Raw genomic sequence first — 16,247 nt, 5'->3', positions numbered from 1 at the left:
CAGGTTCGCCGCAGCCGGCGCCCGGATGCGTCACTTTCCGGACCCGGCTCACTCCTTCGGGTGATAGTTCCGAAGGAAACCGGGCGGCGCCACATACTCATTGGTCTTTAGCGAGAGTAATGAGTTATCCTAAAGACATGCCAGATCTGTCCCACGGCGACGCCATCGACACCGCTGCCGTGAACTCCCTCCGCTCGGCCGTCATGCGGCTGAGCCGGCGCCTGAAGCACCAGCGAGTCGACGAGTCGCTGAGCCCCACCGAGATGTCGGTGCTCGGCACCCTCTCGATGTGCAGCTCAGCCACCCCCGGCGAGCTGGCCCGCAAGGAGCATGTCCAGCCGCCGTCGATGACTCGTATCGTCGCGCTGCTCGAAGCGAAGGGACTGGTCCGGCTGGAGCCGCACCCCGACGACCGCCGGCAGAAGGTGGTCACCCAGACCGAGCGGGCCGAGGCCATGCTCGAAGAGTCCCGCCGCCGGCGGAACGCCTGGCTGGCCACCCTCGCCGAGGGCCTGGACGAGGACGAGTGGGCCAAGCTGCGCGCCGCCGCCCCCGTGCTGGAGAAGCTCGCACATCTGTCATGACGTAAGACGCCAAGGAGGCGACCCCTTTTGAGTACGGGACCCGGAGCAGACTCCGCCCCCGCACCGACCGCACCTACTTCCATGTTCAGTTCGCTCAGGAGCCGTAACTACCGGCTCTTCGCAAGCGGGCAAGTCGTCTCCAACACCGGCACCTGGATGCAGCGCATCGCCCAGGACTGGCTGGTCCTCAGCATCACCGGATCCGCCTCCGCGGTGGGCATCACCATCGCGCTGCAGTTCCTGCCGATGCTGCTCTTCGGGCTGTACGGCGGCGTCCTCGCCGACCGGCTGCCCAAGCGGCCGCTGCTGCTGTTCACCCAGTCCGCGATGGGCCTGGCCGGGCTCGCCCTGGCCGTCCTCACCCTCAGCGGCCATGTCGAGGTCTGGCACGTCTACGCCACCGCCTTCGTCACCGGCCTCGTCACCGTCGTCGACAACCCCGCCCGCCAGGCGTTCGTCGCCGAGATGGTCGGCCCCAAGGACCTCGCCAACGCCGTCAGCCTCAACTCGGCCAACTTCCAGTCCGCGCGGCTCGTCGGCCCCGCCGTCGCCGGTGTCCTCATCACCGCCGTCGGCAGCGGCTACGCGTTCCTGCTCAACGGCCTGTCGTTCCTCGCGCCCGTCGTCGGGCTGCTGATGATGCGTACGTCCGAACTGCACAAGGTCGAGCGGGCCCCGCGCGGCAAGGGCCAGCTCAGGGAAGGCCTGAAGTACGTCTCCGCCCACCCCGAGCTGATCTGGCCCATAGTCCTCGTCGGCTTCATCGGCACCTTCGGGTTCAACTTCCCGATCTGGCTCTCCGCCTTCGTCGACGACGTCTTCCACGGCGAGGCCAGCACGTACGGCCTGCTCAACACCCTGATGGCGACCGGCTCCCTGGCCGGCGCCCTGCTCGCCGCCCGCAGGGGCGCCTCCCGGCTGCGGCTGCTGGTCGGCGCGGCGGCGCTGTTCGGCCTCCTGGAGATCGTGACCGCGTTCGCACCGTCCTTCTGGCTCTTCGCGGCGCTGATGGTCCCGATCGGCATGTTCGGCCTGACCGTCAACGTCACGGCGAACTCCAGCGTCCAGATGGCGACGGACCCCGCGATGCGGGGCCGGGTGATGAGCCTGTTCATGATGGTCTTCACCGGCGGTACGCCGCTCGGGGCCCCGCTCTTCGGCTGGATCACGGACACGTACGGCCCTCGCGTCGGCTTCGCCGCGGGCGGTCTGATCTCGCTGGCGGCGGCCGTCACCGTCGGTCTGGTCCTGGCCCGGGTGGGCGGCCTGAAGGTCGCGGTGGGCTGGCGCCGGGGGCATCCCGAGGTCCGCTTCGTGGAGAGACGGAAGCTGATACCCGCGGCATGAGGAAGCCGGCGACCGTGGCGTGACGCACCCGGCAGGGCACGGCTCGGGAAGCCGGCGACCGCGGCGTGACGGCGGCCCGGTGGTCGGCGGGTGGCGGCACCACCGGGGGCGGGGGAGACCCCCTCCACCGGTGGGGCCGGTGCTGCCAGACTCGTGTCATGAGGCTTTTCGCTGCCGTACTGCCGCCTCCGGCGCAGCTGACCGAGGTGGGGCACGTCGTCGACCGGCTCAGGGGACTGCCCGGCGCGGAGGGGCTGCGCTGGACCGGACGGCCGGGCTGGCACTTCACCCTGGCGTTCATGGGCGAGGTGGACGACGAGCTCCTGCCCGAACTCCATGAACGCCTCGCCCGCGCCGCCCACCGCACCGACCCCTTCCCCCTCCGCGTCCACGGCGGCGGCCACTTCGGCCGCCGGGCCCTGTGGGCGGGCGCGGCCGGCGGCCTCGACGAGCTGCGCCTGCTCGCCGAACGCGCCGACGCCGCGGCCCGCCGCTCGGGCGTCCCGATGGACGAGCACCGCCGCTACCAGGCTCACCTCACCCTGGCCCGCAGCCGCGACCACACCGACCTGCGGCCCTTCGTCGCCGCGCTCGCCTCCTTCGAGGGCACCCGCTGGCAGGTCTCCGAGCTGGCGCTGGTGCGCAGCAACCTTCCCGTACGGGGCGTGGCGGGGGAGCAGCCGCGGTACGAGACGGTCGGTTCCTGGCCGCTGAAGGGCGCGGGTTAACCTCGAAGGGTGGACCCGAAGACCCGAAACCGGATCATGGCCGGTGTGCTTGTACTGATGTTCGCGATCATCGCCGTGGCGGCGGCCGTCGGCCAGTAGGCCCCTGCGCGTCGGCCGGCAGGCCCGGCGGCCCTCTGGGACAGGGCCCTTGCCTGGAGTGGACTCAAAGCAGTTGGCTTGTGCGCCATGGAGTACACGCAGCTCGGACGCACCGGACTCAAGGTCAGCCGACTCGTCCTCGGCACGATGAACTTCGGTCCGCAGACGGACGAACCGACCAGCCACGCGATCATGGACGCCGCGCTCGACGCGGGTCTGAACTTCTTCGACACCGCCAATGTGTATGGGTGGGGCGAGAACAAGGGCCGGACCGAGGAGATCATCGGCAGCTGGTTCGCCCAGGGCGACGGCCGCCGGGACAAGACCGTGCTGGCCACCAAGGTCTACGGCAACATGACGGTCGACGGCGAGCCGGTCTGGCCCAACCACGACAGGCTGTCGGCCCTCAACATCCGCCGGGGTGTCGAGGCCAGCCTCAAGCGGCTCCGTACCGACTACATCGACGTCTACCAGTTCCACCACATCGACCGTCTGACGCCGTTCGACGAGATCTGGCAGGCGGTCGACGTCCTGATCCAGCAGGGCAAGATCCTCTACGCGGGCTCCTCGAACTTCCCCGGCTACAAGATCGCGCAGGCCAACGAGGCAGCGGCGCGCCGGGGGATGGTCGGCCTGGTCAGCGAGCAGTGTCTGTACAACCTCGCCGAGCGGCGCGCCGAGATGGAGGTCATCCCCGCTGCCCAGGACTACGGCCTCGGCGTGATCCCGTGGTCCCCGCTCCACGGCGGCCTGCTCGGCGGAGTCATCAAGAAGGAGGTCGAGGGCGGCCGCCGCGCCTCCGGCCGGGCGGCGGACGCGCTGGCCGACCCCGCCGCACGGGCGCGGATCCAGGCGTACGAGGACCTGCTCGACAAGCACGGTCTCGCGCCGGGCGAGGCGGCGCTGGCCTGGCTGCTGACCCGCCCCGGTGTCACCGGCCCGATCGTCGGCCCGCGTACGCCCGAGCAGCTGGACGGCGCGCTGCGCGCCCTGGAACTGGAGCTCTCGGACGAGGTGCTGGCCGGCCTTGACGAGATCTTCCCCGGGCCGGGACCGTCGCCGGAGGCGTTTGCCTGGTGAGGTGGGCCCGGGCGGGGCGGGCCGTTCGCGTCTTCGCGTCGGGGCTGCGGCCCGGGCGGTTTGGGCGGGGCGGCTTCGCTCGGGTGGGTGAGAAGGGGCTTGAACAGCGGTGATCACGGTGCGTGTGCGCCTTGAATGCGTCACATGGCACTGAAAGGCATCTCCGCTGTCGTCCTGGCCGTCGCCCTCGCGACGGCCGCGCCCTCCCTCACTGCCCCATCCGGAACCGCACCTTCCGCTAAGGCGAACCCACCCGCCATCCCGACGGTCTTCCTCGGTGACGCCTTCGTCGGCGGGTACGGCATCGCGCCCGTCGACGAGACCCGGCTGCCGTGCGTACGGGCCCAGGAGAATCTTCCCGACGTCATCGAGGACCAGCTCGCCGACCAGGCGATCCTGCTGAACATCACCGCGGACGTCGCCTGCGCCGGGGCGAGGCTCAACCACGTCTGGGAGGAGCAGGACCTTGGCGGCGGCATGACCGCGCAGCCGCAGAAGAAGGTCCTCGCGAAGTCGACCGAGCTGGTCGTCGCCGGGCTCGGGGCGAACACCGTCGGTCTCGGCCGGATCCTCAAGCAGTGCTCGGCGCGGCTGCGCGGCGCGGAGGGGGCGCTGCTGCCGGACAAGGCGGTGAGCAGCCGCTCCCGGGCGGCGGACTGTACGGCGTACTTCACGCGGGGGGCGGGGAAGGCGTGGCTGGCGGCCCGTTTCGAGGAGACGGGGAAGGACCTCGACAAGCTGTTCTCGGAGATCGGCAGCGAGTCCCCGTCGGCGAAGGTGGTCCTGGTGGGCTATCCCCGGCTCGTACCGAAGGACACGAAGCTGTGCCGGGCGAAGCTGCCGGACGGTGGGAAGCCGCTGGCGGACGTACCGGAGGCGGCGCTGTCCTTCCTCGACACGAAGGTGCAGGGGCCGCTGAACACCCTCATGCGGCAGAAGGCGAAGCAGCACCACGCCCACTTCGTGGACCTGTACGCGGTGAGCGGGGCGTCCACCGCGTGCGACGGGGCGGACCGGGCGGTCGGCGGTCTGCTGGAGCCGTCGATGGTGACGCTGCTGCACCAGAAGGTGCCGTGGTTCCTCCAGGCGAACGAGACGGGCCGGGACGCGTACGGCGACACGGTCGCGCAGTCGATCGCCCGGATGTACGGGCGGGGGCCGGCCTAGCCGGTCAGGGGGCGCCGAGCCAGCTGGTGGCGTCGAGGCGGAAGGCGGTCTCGGGCGGTACGACCGTCCGCAGGCCGTCCTCGATCCCGGCCAGCCGTTCCGGGCCGAGGGTGGCCGCCCATTGCCCGCGGAGTGCGTCGAAGATCGCGGCGGAGCGGGTGAGGACGTCGACCCCACGCGGGGTGAGCCGGACGAGCTTGCGCCGCGCGTCGGCGGGGTCGTCGGCGCGTTCGGCGTAGGCGAGGGCGACGAGCCGGTCGACGGTCTTGCCGGCGGCCTGCTTGGAGACGCCGAGCCGCCGCCCGACGTCACTGGCCGTCGCGCCGCCGGGGCCGCCGGCGGCGATGGCCTGGAGGGCGAAGCCGTGGGCGGGGCGGACGTCCGGGTGGCCTTGGCGGGCGAGTTCGGCGTGGAGCCGGTCGATGAGGGTGCGGAAGCCGGCGAAGAGGAGCAGGGGCAGCTCGAAGCCGGGTCGGTCCGCGGGGGGTTCCGGGGAAACCCTCTTGCCGGGATCGACAACCTGGTTTACGTTTCTCGCGTCGAACTGGTCAACCATGTTGTCGATTCTATCCTCCCTGCCTTCTCCTGGAGCCTCCTTGTTCACCGACCACACCGTCGAGACCGCCCCGCCCGCCGCCCGCCGCGCCATGGAGGCGGTGACCACGAACTTCGGCCACCTCCCGCAGGCGGTCGCCCGTATGGCGGAGTCCCCGCACACCCTGGACGGCTTCCTGAAGCTGAGCGCCCTGTTCGAGCAGACGACGCTGGACCCGCACGCCCGCGAGACGGTCATCCTGACCGTCGCCACGCGCAACCAGTGCCACATCTGCATCCGCCTGCACGAGGCGAAGCTGGCCAAGCTGGGCCCGGCGCCGGACAAGGCCCCCCTTGAGGCGGTGGCCCGGTTCACGCACCAGGTGCTGGCGTCGGCGGGCGCGGTGAGCGACGAGGAACTGACGGCGTTCCTGTCTGCCGGCTACACCCGGCAGCAGGCGCTGGAGGTCGTGCTCGGCATCGGCGCGTACACGCTGTCGACGTTGGCGAACCGGCTTACTCGTTCGGCGTGAGGGCGTCCGCCTCCGGGGTGGCATGGGCGCGCATCAGCTCTTCGGCTTCGGCCGAGCGGCCGGTGTGGATGAGGAGTTCGGCCAGGCTCCGGGCAGCGCTGCTGTCACCGTTCTCGGTTGCCGTCCGGAGCAGCGGTTCGGCCTCTTCGGAGTGGCCTGCCTTGGCCAGGGCCCTGCCGAGAAACGCGGGTACCCGGGGGTCGGCGATGGCGCGGCGGAACAAGGCCGCGGACTCGTCGAAGCGGCCGTCGACGAAGGCCAGTCCGCCCAGCATGACAGCCGCACTGAGGTCGTCCTTGGCGAGAAGGGGGCGTAGGACATGCTCGGCCTCCTCCCTGCGATCCGTGTCGATCAGCAGGGTGGCGAGCTTGAGAGCGACGCTGGGTGAGCCCTCGGGCAGCGCCTGCCACAGCAGGTGTTCGGCCTCCTCCTGGCGGCCAGAGGCGCTGAGAACCGTCGCAAGGGGGACCACGACCAGCGGTTCGGCCTCCGTGTGCAGTGCCCGCAGCATCGGCTCGGCCTCGTCGTGGCGGCCCATGTCGGTGAGCAGCACGGCAAGGCGAAGCGGAGCTTCCGGCAGATCCGACGCCACGGCCACGCGCAGGAGGGACTCGGCCTCGCTGTGTCGGCCTGCGGTGGCGAGCAGGTCGGCGAGGGGAGTGATGGCTGCGGTGGTGCCCTCGGCCACGACCTGACGGAGATGAGGCTCGGCCTCGGCGGGGCGGTCCTGGAGGTACAGGAAGACCCCGAGCGCGTAAGGGGCGGACACATACCCATGTTCGAGGGCCGAGCGCAGTGATCTCTCGGCCTCCTCGACGCGTTCGTCCAGGGCGAGGACCAGTCCGAGTGCTGTCATCGCCTCGGCGCTCCCGGATTCGGCAAGAGAGCGGAACGCGGCCTCCGCGATGTGCGGTGCCTTCTCCCAGGCGCTGTACCCGATCGCATGGCGGTCGCGGTCGTCCGCCACCCTCAACGCCGCCTGCCACACCTCCTCCGGGACCTGGTCCTCCGCGTGGTCGACGAGGTAGTCGAACGGCAGCCACAGTCCGCCGTCCGCGGGCAGCAGCAGGCTCGTCACGCCGTGCCGGAGGTCCCCGGCCCAGGCGAACGCCTCGTCCAAGGGTTCCGGTCGGAGCAACTCCCCGCCCGCCTTGGTGAGATAGGCGCCATGCAGTTCGGTCAGCAGGTCAGAGGTGTACGGTCCGGGCAGGCCCGTGCGGCTCAGGTCGACGGCCGCGGCGACGAGTGCGGCGCCGCGGGGATGGCCGGTGGTCTTCCTGGCCCGGTCCCACTCGCTCCACAGTGCGGGGCCGGCAGCCATGTACTCCGCGACGCCGTACCGCTCGTGGTGGGCAAGCGCGTCGGCGACGCGGATGTCGTCGCAGGCCTCGGCCCGGGCCAGTTCGTCTGCCGACCAGAGGCGATCCAGGTCGACGACCTCGGCGAGGCGGAGGACTTCCGTGCCGACGGTACGGTCCCGGCCGCCGCTGAAGGTGGCGTACTGCTTCAGCCGCATCGTCGCCACCACCGGCACCCCCAAGCGCACCAGGTCGTCCAGCACGTCCGGCTCCAACCCCTCCGGGCCGAGGTAGCGCTCCAGGTCGTCCAGCCACAGAAGGCACGGCGCGGACGCCGTCTCGATCGCTTCGGGGACGAGGGTGAGCGCCGTGCTCGGGGGCGGGGCGACCACGCGACGGCCCGGGTGGACCTCACGTACCGCCTCGAACGCGGCTCTCGTCTTGCCGGCCGTCGAGTCGCCCACCACGACCGTCAGGCCGGGCCGGGCGATCCGTTCCCGCAGGCGGGCGTCGATGTCCCGGGGGACGTACGGGGGGAGTGTGGTGCCGTCGGCGCCGGGGCGGGCGCGGTGGGCGCCGGCGGCGAGGGCGTCCCAGGAGGCGGCCAGGGGCCAGCGGGCCGGATCGCGTAAAGGGCGGGGGAGTTGGGGGCGCGCGGCGGAGTTGATCGTCAGCTCGCCGATGGACCCGGCCTGGACGACGTTCTCCAGCGAACCGCCGGTGACGTTGTTCTCCCCCATGCCCTGCACCGTAGCGCGGCTCAGTCCACGGCGGCGTACGGTCCGCCCAAGCCCCATCCCTGGTGCATCGCCGTCGCGAACGCCGCCGCCAGTTTGTGTTCGCCCGACGGGCCCGGGTGCGTGCCGTCGTACGTGTCCGTGTGGATGTCGTAGTCCCCCGGCGGCGAGGCGAGCAGCAGCGGCGAGCGGGCCGTGTCCAGGTCGGCGACCGTCTTGGCGAGGAGGTCGTTGAAGCGGTCGCACTCGGCGGCGAAGGGGGCGTCGGACTCGGCCCGGACGTTGGGGATGACCGGCAGCATCACGGCCCGTACGTGCGGGTTCGCGGCGCGGGCCTGGTCGAGGAAGTCGCGGACGTTCGCGGCGGTTTGGCCGCTGTCGGTGTAGAAGCCGAGGTCTATCAGGCCCAGCGAGATCAGCAGTACGTCCGCCTCGGCCGCCGCCAGCGCCTCGCGGATCAGCGGGGCCATGTGCAGCCAGCCCTCGCCCCAGCCGGCGAGGTGCCTGCGGGCCGGGGCCGGGAAGGCCGGGTCGGCGTAGGCGTGGGAGACGGGGGCGTCGGCGGTGGTGTCGTACAGCTCGGTGCGCGGGCCCACGATCTCGTGCGGGCCGTCGGGGCAGCGGCCGAGGTGCTGCCACATCCGGTAGCGCCAGGTCCAGTCGCCGGCGCGTCCGATGGTCATGGAGTCGCCGACGAACATGAAACGCATGGGGTCATCATGGCGGAATGCCGCTGTGAGCTGCGACGTGATGCTGACCACGGCCTACCGTTGAGTCCATGCGAACGCTTCTGCACGTCTTCGGTGCCGCCGCCCTCGTCTTCCTGGCCGCCTCCCCCGCCGCTGCCGCCGCCGACGACGACGTGGAGCGTTTCACCATCAAGGACCCGAGGGTCACGGAGTCCAGCGGGCTCGCCGCCAGCCGGCGGCACCCGGGCGTCTACTGGACCCACAACGACCAGGACGCGCCGCTGATCTACGGCATCGACGCGAAGACCGGCGAGACGGTCGCCACACTCACGATGAAGGGCGTCGGCAAGCCCCGCGACATGGAGGCCATCTCGATCGGTCCCGACGGCGACATCTACGTCGGTGACATCGGCGACAACAAAGACGGCACCTGGGATCACGTCTGGATCTACCGCTTCCCCGAGCCGGAGCGGCTGCGGGACCAGACGGTCCAGGCCCGGCAGTACGACGTGAAGTACGCGGACGGGCCGCGCAACGCCGAGGCGCTGATGGTCCATCCGAAGACCGGGCGGGTCTACATCGCCAGCAAGAACGAGGACGGCGGTGGGCTGTACGAGGGGCCGGCGAAGCTCTCCACCTCCGGTACGAACGTCTTCCGCCGGATAGGGGAGGTGCCCTGGGTGACGGACGGTGCGTTCTCCCCGGACGGCGCCGAGCTGACCCTGCGCAGCTACTTCAGCGCCCGTGCCTACGTCTGGAAGAACGGCCGTCTGGGCGCGGACCGTTCCGTGCGGGTGCCGTTCCAGGGGCAGGCCGAGTCGGTGACGTACACGCCGGACGGGTCGGCGGTGATGTTCGGCACGGAGGGGGAGCGCAGCGAGGTGATCCGGGTCGCGACGGAGCGCGCGGGGGCGACGCCTCCGGCGAAGCCGGGGCGGCCCGCGCCGGGTGAGTCCGGCGGCGACGGCGGTTCCGAGGGGTCCGGGGGCAGCTTCACCCTCGGGGTCGTCGTCCTCGCCGTAGCCACCGCGGTCGTGGTCGGCGGAAAGCGGCTGCTGCGCCGCGGCTAGCCGGCGTCGGCGGCCATACGCGGGCGTTCACCGGAGTCAGGCTGTGCGCGGCGGCCAGCCGTCGGTCGCCGACCGCCCGCCGGGCGTCACCAGCGTCAGACCGTGCGCCGCCGCCAGTCGGCGTCGGGCGACGCGCGCCGGGCGTTCACCAGAGTCAGGCTGTGCGCCGCCGCTAGTCGGCGTCGGGCGACGCGCGCCGGGCGTTCACCAGCGTCAGGCTGTGCGTCGCCGCGGCTAGTCGGCGTCGGGCGACGCGCGCCGGGCGTTCACCAGTGTCTCGAAGCCGTCGAGGAGCCGGTCGAGTCCGAAGGCGAACTGGTCGTCCTCGCGGGAGAAGGTGTCCTCGGCCAGCTGCGCCATGTGCGGATAGTCGCCCGAGGCCATGGCCCGCTCCAGGAACGGGCGTTGGCCCTCCCAGAAGTCCTCGTCGCTGACGCCGGTCTCCTTGGCGGCCTCGGCCGTCTGGATCTCCATCCGGGCCATTCCGGCGACGTAGCTCTGGACCGTGACGATGACCGAGATCGTCTCGTGGTCGCTCAGCCCCATGCCGTGTTCGCCCTTCAGCCCCGACAGGCACAGTTCCAGGCCGCGCAGGGTGGACGGGCCGAGGACCGAGCGGGCTTCGTTGACCTTCAGCAGCCAGGGGTGGGCGCGGTAGAGGGCGAGATGGCCGCGCGCGAGCTGCTCGACGGCGGTTCGCCAGTTCGCCGGCTCCGGTGGCGCGTCGGGGAGTGACTCGCTCTGCACCCGGTCGAGCATCAGGTCGAGCAGCTCGGTCTTGCCGGGGACGTAGCGGTAGAGCGACATCGTGCCGACGCCGAGTTCGGTGGACACGCGCCGCATCGACACCGCGTCCAAGCCCTCCGCGTCGGCGACGGCGACGGCCGCGGTGACGATCCGGTCGAGGGTCAGGCCGGGCTTGGGCCCGCGGCTGGGCCGCTCGCCGGTGCCCCAGAGGAGTTCCAGGCTGCTCGTCGTCATGGCCACACTCTAAAACTGAGTACACCGTACTCACATCAGGGTACGGTGTACTCAGTTTCTCTGAGTGGAGGCATCCATGCATGACCACGCGGTCCTCACCGAGGGCCTGCGCAAGCGCTACGGCGGCCGGAAGCCCACCGCCGTGCCCGCCCTCGACGGCTTCGACCTCGCCGTACGCTCCGGCACCGTTCACGGCCTGCTCGGCCCCAACGGCGCCGGCAAGACCACCGCCGTCCGCGTCCTGGCCACCCTCCTGCGCCACGACGGCGGCCGCGCCCTGGTCGCCGGGATCGACGTCGCCCGCGACCCCAGGGCCGTACGCCGCCGCATCGGGCTCGCCGGGCAGTACGCCGCCGTCGACGAACAACTCACCGGCCGCCAGAACCTGGACCTGTTCGGGCGGCTCTTCCACCTCGGCGCCCGCGGCGCCGCCCGGCGCGCCACCGAACTCCTGGAGAAGTTCGGCCTGGTGGACGCCGCGGACCGGGGCGTGCACGAGTACAGCGGCGGCATGCGGCGCCGGCTCGACCTCGCCGCGTCGGTGATCCTCGCCCCCGACGTCCTCTTCCTGGACGAGCCGACGACCGGACTCGACCCGCGCTCGCGGGGCGAGGTCTGGGACACCGTACGGGCGCTCGTCGACGGTGGCACGACCGTCCTGCTGACCACGCAGTACCTCGACGAGGCCGACCGGCTCGCCTCCCGCATCACCGTCGTCGACCACGGCCGGGCCATCGCCGACGACACCCCCGACGGGCTGAAGAACACCGTCGGCGCCGACCGGATCGAAGTCGTCGTCGCCGAAGCGGCCGACCTGCCCGCCGCCGTCAAGGCCGTGGCACGGGTCGCCAGCACCGAGCCCGGCACGGACGACGCCGAACGGCGGGTGCACGCGCCCGTCGACGACCGGGTGGCCGCCCTCACCGACGTGGCCCGGACCCTGCGGGACTCCGGGGTCGCGGTCGAGGACATCGGACTGCGCAGGCCCAGCCTGGACGACGTCTTCCTGCACCTGACCGGACACCGGACGGAGGCCGCCTGATGACCACCGCCGAACTGACCGCGCCCCCTCGGCGGGGCCGGGCCCACTGGGCCGTCGCCGACTGCCTCTCGGTCGTACGCCGCACGATGCTCCACTACCGCCGCCAGCCCGTGGCGATCGTCTGGCGCCTCGGCTTCCCGGTCGTCTCCGTCCTGCTGTACGGATTCGTCTTCGGCAGCGCCATGCGCGTACCGGGCGACGGGGACTACAAGGAGTTCCTGATGCCCGGCATGTTCGCCACCACCATGGCCTTCGGCTTCATGAACACCGCCACCGCCGTCGTGACCGACTCCGGCAGAGGCGTCATCGACCGCTTCCGCTCCATGCCGATGGCCCCCTCGGCGGTCTCCTCCGGCCAGGGCGTCGCCGACCTTGTCGTGGCCGCCGCCGAACTCGCCCTGCTCGCCGCCACAGCCCTCGCCGTCGGCTGGCGCTCCGACGGCGGACCCGCCGCCACCGTCGCCGCCTTCGGGCTGCTGCTGTTCCTGCGCTTCAGCCTGATCTGGGTGGGCGTCTGGTGCGGTCTCGTCCTGCCGAACGCCGAGGCCGCGGGGGCGCTGTACGCGGTGATCTTCCCGCTCACCATGGTCTCCAGCGTCTATGTCTCGCCGACCCTGATGCCCGGCTGGCTGGCGCCCGTGGCTGCCTGGAACCCGGTGTCGTCGACCGTCACCGCGACCCGTGAGCTGTTCGGCAACCCCGGCGCCGGGGGCGGCAGCTGGGTCGAGCAGAACGCGGTCCTGATGGCTGTCCTCTGGCCGCTGCTGATCACGGCGGTGTTCCTGCCGCTGGCGGTACGCCGGTTCCAGCGGCTCAGCAAGTGACGCAAGAAGCGGGGACGGGTGGGCCCGCGAGGGAAGGGCGGGCCCACCCGCTCCCGGGTCGTACGGCTACGCCGGGCACTCCTTCCAGGCGAGCCGGTAGACGGTGTTGATCTCACCGTCCGTCGAGTCCATCGTGATGAAGCTGTTCTTCGCCGGGTCGGAGGTCCCGGCGCTCACCCGCAGCTCGGTGTTGATGTTGAAGTTCCGTTTCACCCCGCACGGCGCCCACACCAGCTGCGCCCAGTCGGTCGAGTCGGTGGCCTGCCAGTTGGCCTCGAGGGGGCCGCTGTAGTGGTGGTTCCTGGCGGCCGTGTCCGGTGAGCCCTGGAAGTAGTACGACGCCTTCTGCACCGCGCTCGCGCCCCGCTCCAGATGCGCGAAGCCGCGGTAGTCGGCGCTGGCGACGGCGTAGGTGAAGCCCTGCGGCACATGGACGATCAGATTGAGCTGGCAGTTCTTGCGGAAGTCGGTCGGCTTCGAGCCGGGGCCGACCTGCGCGAGGTAGTCGCTGTAGGTGACGGTGAAGGCGGTGTTGTCGGGCGCGACGGCGACGGCCGCGGTGCCGGCCGGGCAGCCGGAGCCGTTCACCGTCGCGATCTCGATGACGATCTTGTCGGGAGGCGCGATGATCCGCGCGGTGGCCGGGGAGGCCGGCAGTGCGACGAGCGTCGAGGCGAGGGCCACGGTCGTGACCGCGCCGGTGAGCAGTGCACCGGGCATGATGCTCCGATCGTTGTGTCGGTGGCCTTGCGGACATGTGGGGAGTCCAGCCGAACGGCACGTTCACAGCAGACAGTTGAGACGTGAACATGTGAGGTGTGAACGTGCCAACGTGACCGGTCCGGGCAGGTGCGGTGCCCCGGGTCGCCAGTGATGCTAGGGACCAGCCGAGTCGCGCGGTACGGCGGTTATCGGCCGTGCCGAGGACGGCCGAAAGAGCTCAGGACGGCCGAAAGGGGCCCCGCGCACCCTGGTGCGCGTGGCCCCTTCCGCGGGGAGCGTGCTGGTTACAGCTTGTCGATGACGTAGTCCACGCAGGCCGTCAGCGCCTCGACGTCCGCCGGGTCGATCGCCGGGAACATCGCGATCCGCAGCTGGTTGCGGCCCAGCTTGCGGTACGGCTCGGTGTCCACGATGCCGTTGGCGCGCAGCGCCTTGGCCACCGCCGCCGCGTCGATCCCGTCCGCGAAGTCGATCGTGCCGATGACCTGCGAGCGCTTGGCCGGGTCGGTGACGAACGGCGTCGCGTACGACGACTTCTCCGCCCACGTGTACAGCCGCGACGAGGAGTCCGCGGTCCGCGCGGTCGACCAGGCCAGACCACCCTGGCCGTTGATCCACTTCAGCTGCTCGTTGAGCAGGAACAGCGTGGACAGGGCCGGGGTGTTGTACGTCTGGTTCTTGAGCGAGTTGTCGATCGCCGTCGGCAGGCTGAAGAACTCCGGGATGTGCCGGCCCGACTCGTGGATCTTCTTCGCCCGCTCCAGCGCCGCCGGGGAGAACGCGGCCAGCCACAGACCGCCCTCCGAGGCGAAGGACTTCTGCGGCGCGAAGTAGTAGACGTCGGTCTCGGTGATGTCGACCGGCAGACCGCCCGCGCCGGAGGTCGCGTCGACCAGCACCAGCGCGCCCTCGTCCGCGCCCGCGACCCGCTTCAGCGGGGCGGCGACGCCGGTGGAGGTCTCGTTGTGCGTGAAGGCGTACACATCGACGCCCGCCTCGGCGACCGGGTCCGGGTGCGTGCCCGGCTCGGAGGAGATCACCGACGGGTCGGCCAGCCACGGCGCGGCCTTGGCGGCCTTGGCGAACTTCGACGAGAACTCGCCGAAGTTCAGGTGCTGCGACTTCGACTCGATCAGACCGTGGGTCGCGATGTCCCAGAAGGCGGTCGAGCCGCCGTTGCCGAGGATCACCTCGTAGCCCTCGGGCAGCGAGAAGAGGTCACGCACTCCGGCACGTACCTCGCCGACCAGGTTCTTGACCGGGGCCTGGCGGTGGGACGTGCCGAGCAGGGAGGTTCCGGTGGCCGCGAGGGCGTCCAGCGCCTCCGTACGCACCTTGGAGGGGCCCGCGCCGAAACGGCCGTCGGCGGGCTTGATGTCAGCGGGAATCTGGATCTCAGCCACGAGCGCGAGCGTAGTCCCTTCCACGAGGTGCCGGCCGCCGCCGTCCGCCGGATGAGACAGCGGGATGAGACGGCCGGACACCCGAGCCGGACACCTGACCGCGCCGGTCAGCGCAGGTGTACGGGGAGCTCCGCCAGATCGTTCTGGGTGACCACCGGCCTGCGGCGCAGCTCGCCGGCGGGCACCGCGAGCCGCAGCCCGGGGAACCGCCCGTACAGCGCGGGCAGCGCCACACCCGCCTCCAGACGGGACAGCGCCGCCCCCGGGCACACGTGCGGGCCGTGCCCGAAGGAGATGTGCCGGTTCTCGGACGTACGGGTCACGTCGAAGATCCCTGCGCTCGGCCCGTGCGCCCGCTCGTCGCGGCCGATCGCCCCGTACGACACGATCAGCGCTTCACCCTGGGGGAGGACCTTCTCTCCGACCTGGACGTCCTCGGTGGCGAACCGGATCAGGACGTGAGAGGTCGGGGTGGAGAAACGCAGGGTCTCCTCCACCACCGCGTCCCAGCCCACCTCGCCGGAGCGGACCAGAGCGAGCTGCTCGGGGTGGGTGGACAGGTTCACCACCGCGTTGACGATCAGCGAGATCGTCGTCTCGTGACCGGCCGCCACCATCAGCTGGAGGGTGGAGACGATCTCCTCGTCGGTGAGCCGGTCGCCGCCGTCGGAGGCGAGGATCAGCGCGCTGGTCAGATCGTCGCCGGGCTCGGCGCGCCGGGCCGCGACGACCTTGCCCATCATGGCGGCGAGCTCACCGAGCGTGGCGAGGACCTCCGCCGGCGGCGTCTGGGTGGAGAAGAACTTGTCGAAGAGGACCTTGAGCCGGGGGTGGTCGGCCGGGTCGAGGCCCATGAGGCCGCTGATGACGTACATCGGCAGCGGGTGGGCGAACGCGGCCTTCAGGTCGACGACGTCCCCGGCAGCCGAACCCTCCAGCGCGTCCAGCAGGCCGTCCGTCAGCTCGGTGATCCGCTTCCGCATGAGCTCCACCCGGCGCGGGGTCAGCGCCTGCGCGACCAGGGTGCGCAGCCGGCGGTGGTCCTCGCCGTCGACGGTGAGCATGGACCGGCCGGGGTTGGCCAGCCCGATCAGCGGCCAGTCGGGCGCTATCTCGCCGCGCCGCCAGGCCCCCCACTGCTCGATGTCACTTCACCAGCCGCTTGTCGGTGAGGAGGCGGCGGGCCTCGGCGTGGTGCGTGACGGCGTAGCAGCGCACGCCGCCGGGCAGTTCCACCTCGGCGAGCGGGCCGGCGGCGCGCAGGGCGGCGCTCTCGGCGTCGAGGTCGGTGACGAACGGGTCGAGGGAGATCACGCGGAGCCTCCGATGGCGGGGGTGGGAGAGAAGGTCACCGGCAGCTCCGTCAGCCCGCGCAGCCAGGGTGAGGGGCTTCTGGAACCGGGGCCCG

General features: G+C 71.4%; 15 protein-coding genes and 1 pseudogene. 9 read left to right on the top strand and 7 right to left on the bottom strand.

Translation table 11 applies throughout. From position 1 onward, the window contains the following. Positions 1 to 137 precede the first annotated feature (137 nt). The 5 genes from IEZ01_RS16385 to IEZ01_RS16365 all read left to right on the top strand — a co-directional run bounded on the left by IEZ01_RS16385 (position 138) and on the right by IEZ01_RS16365 (position 5,005). Complete coding sequence (locus IEZ01_RS16385; protein ID WP_019887305.1) at positions 138 to 584, top strand: MarR family winged helix-turn-helix transcriptional regulator; 447 nt, start codon at positions 138 to 140, stop codon at positions 582 to 584. Between the two features lie 27 nt (positions 585 to 611). Then, positions 612 to 1,931, top strand: a complete 1,320-nt coding sequence (locus IEZ01_RS16380) for an MFS transporter (RefSeq protein ID WP_189202324.1) — start codon at positions 612 to 614, stop codon at positions 1,929 to 1,931. 158 nt (positions 1,932 to 2,089) lie between these two features. After that, positions 2,090 to 2,659 (top strand): RNA 2',3'-cyclic phosphodiesterase, encoded by a 570-nt coding sequence (thpR, locus tag IEZ01_RS16375; RefSeq protein ID WP_019887303.1) that lies wholly within the window; start codon positions 2,090 to 2,092, stop codon positions 2,657 to 2,659. Between the two features lie 186 nt (positions 2,660 to 2,845). After that, on the top strand, positions 2,846 to 3,838 hold the full coding sequence (locus tag IEZ01_RS16370) for an aldo/keto reductase (RefSeq protein ID WP_189202322.1): 993 nt from the start codon (positions 2,846 to 2,848) through the stop codon (positions 3,836 to 3,838). Positions 3,839 to 3,982: 144 nt separating this feature from the next. Then, on the top strand, positions 3,983 to 5,005 hold the full coding sequence (locus IEZ01_RS16365) for an SGNH/GDSL hydrolase family protein (protein ID WP_229832994.1): 1,023 nt from the start codon (positions 3,983 to 3,985) through the stop codon (positions 5,003 to 5,005). Between the two features lie 4 nt (positions 5,006 to 5,009). Here IEZ01_RS16365 and IEZ01_RS16360 read toward each other — a convergent pair whose 3' ends face one another. Then, positions 5,010 to 5,561, bottom strand: a complete 552-nt coding sequence (locus IEZ01_RS16360; RefSeq protein ID WP_019887299.1) for a MarR family winged helix-turn-helix transcriptional regulator — start codon at positions 5,559 to 5,561, stop codon at positions 5,010 to 5,012. A 40-nt stretch (positions 5,562 to 5,601) separates the two neighbouring features. On the opposite strand from IEZ01_RS16360, the gene IEZ01_RS16355 reads away from it, so the two are divergent. Beyond that, positions 5,602 to 6,072: a carboxymuconolactone decarboxylase family protein gene (locus tag IEZ01_RS16355; RefSeq protein WP_189202318.1), complete on the top strand. Its 471-nt coding sequence runs from the start codon at positions 5,602 to 5,604 to the stop codon at positions 6,070 to 6,072. Here the strand turns inward: IEZ01_RS16355 and IEZ01_RS35670 are convergent. Next, entirely contained in the window at positions 6,056 to 8,110 is a 2,055-nt protein-coding gene (locus IEZ01_RS35670; protein ID WP_189202316.1) for a tetratricopeptide repeat protein, read from the bottom strand. The two genes, IEZ01_RS16355 and IEZ01_RS35670, sit on opposite strands and share 17 nt — an antisense overlap. Before the next feature lie 20 nt (positions 8,111 to 8,130). Next, a complete protein-coding gene (locus tag IEZ01_RS16345) occupies positions 8,131 to 8,817 on the bottom strand; it encodes a GDSL-type esterase/lipase family protein (RefSeq protein WP_189202314.1) in 687 nt (228 codons plus the stop codon). Positions 8,818 to 8,885: 68 nt separating this feature from the next. On the opposite strand from IEZ01_RS16345, the gene IEZ01_RS16340 reads away from it, so the two are divergent. Then, positions 8,886 to 9,866, top strand: a complete 981-nt coding sequence (locus IEZ01_RS16340) for a hypothetical protein (RefSeq protein ID WP_019887295.1) — start codon at positions 8,886 to 8,888, stop codon at positions 9,864 to 9,866. Positions 9,867 to 10,100: 234 nt separating this feature from the next. Here the strand turns inward: IEZ01_RS16340 and IEZ01_RS16335 are convergent, their stop codons facing one another. Next, a complete protein-coding gene (locus IEZ01_RS16335) occupies positions 10,101 to 10,847 on the bottom strand; it encodes a TetR/AcrR family transcriptional regulator (protein ID WP_189202312.1) in 747 nt (248 codons plus the stop codon). A 76-nt stretch (positions 10,848 to 10,923) separates the two neighbouring features. On the opposite strand from IEZ01_RS16335, the gene IEZ01_RS16330 reads away from it, so the two are divergent. After that, positions 10,924 to 11,889, top strand: a complete 966-nt coding sequence (locus IEZ01_RS16330; protein ID WP_189202310.1) for an ATP-binding cassette domain-containing protein — start codon at positions 10,924 to 10,926, stop codon at positions 11,887 to 11,889. Beyond that, entirely contained in the window at positions 11,889 to 12,713 is an 825-nt protein-coding gene (locus IEZ01_RS16325) for an ABC transporter permease (RefSeq protein WP_019887290.1), read from the top strand. Before IEZ01_RS16330 ends, IEZ01_RS16325 begins: the two co-directional genes overlap by 1 nt. Before the next feature lie 66 nt (positions 12,714 to 12,779). On the opposite strand, the gene IEZ01_RS16320 is transcribed toward IEZ01_RS16325, so the two are convergent. The 3 genes and pseudogenes from IEZ01_RS16320 to IEZ01_RS16310 all read right to left on the bottom strand — a co-directional run bounded on the left by IEZ01_RS16320 (position 12,780) and on the right by IEZ01_RS16310 (position 16,153). Then, positions 12,780 to 13,433, bottom strand: coding sequence for a DUF4360 domain-containing protein (locus IEZ01_RS16320; RefSeq protein WP_019887289.1), 654 nt, complete (start codon positions 13,431 to 13,433; stop codon positions 12,780 to 12,782). 287 nt (positions 13,434 to 13,720) lie between these two features. Further along, positions 13,721 to 14,839 carry a phosphoserine transaminase gene (serC, locus tag IEZ01_RS16315; RefSeq protein WP_028797665.1) on the bottom strand — a complete coding sequence of 373 codons (1,119 nt, stop codon included), beginning with the start codon at positions 14,837 to 14,839 and terminating at the stop codon, positions 13,721 to 13,723. Between the two features lie 107 nt (positions 14,840 to 14,946). Next, positions 14,947 to 16,153 (bottom strand): annotated as a pseudogene (locus IEZ01_RS16310) (cytochrome P450 family protein). Between the last annotated feature and the right edge of the window lie 94 nt (positions 16,154 to 16,247).

The organism is Streptomyces purpureus (assembly GCF_014648195.1).
GTDB lineage: Bacteria > Actinomycetota > Actinomycetes > Streptomycetales > Streptomycetaceae > Streptomyces > Streptomyces purpureus.
The sequence above is the reverse complement of the archived record's forward strand: the minus strand, read 5'-3'. Positions and strand labels throughout refer to the sequence as shown.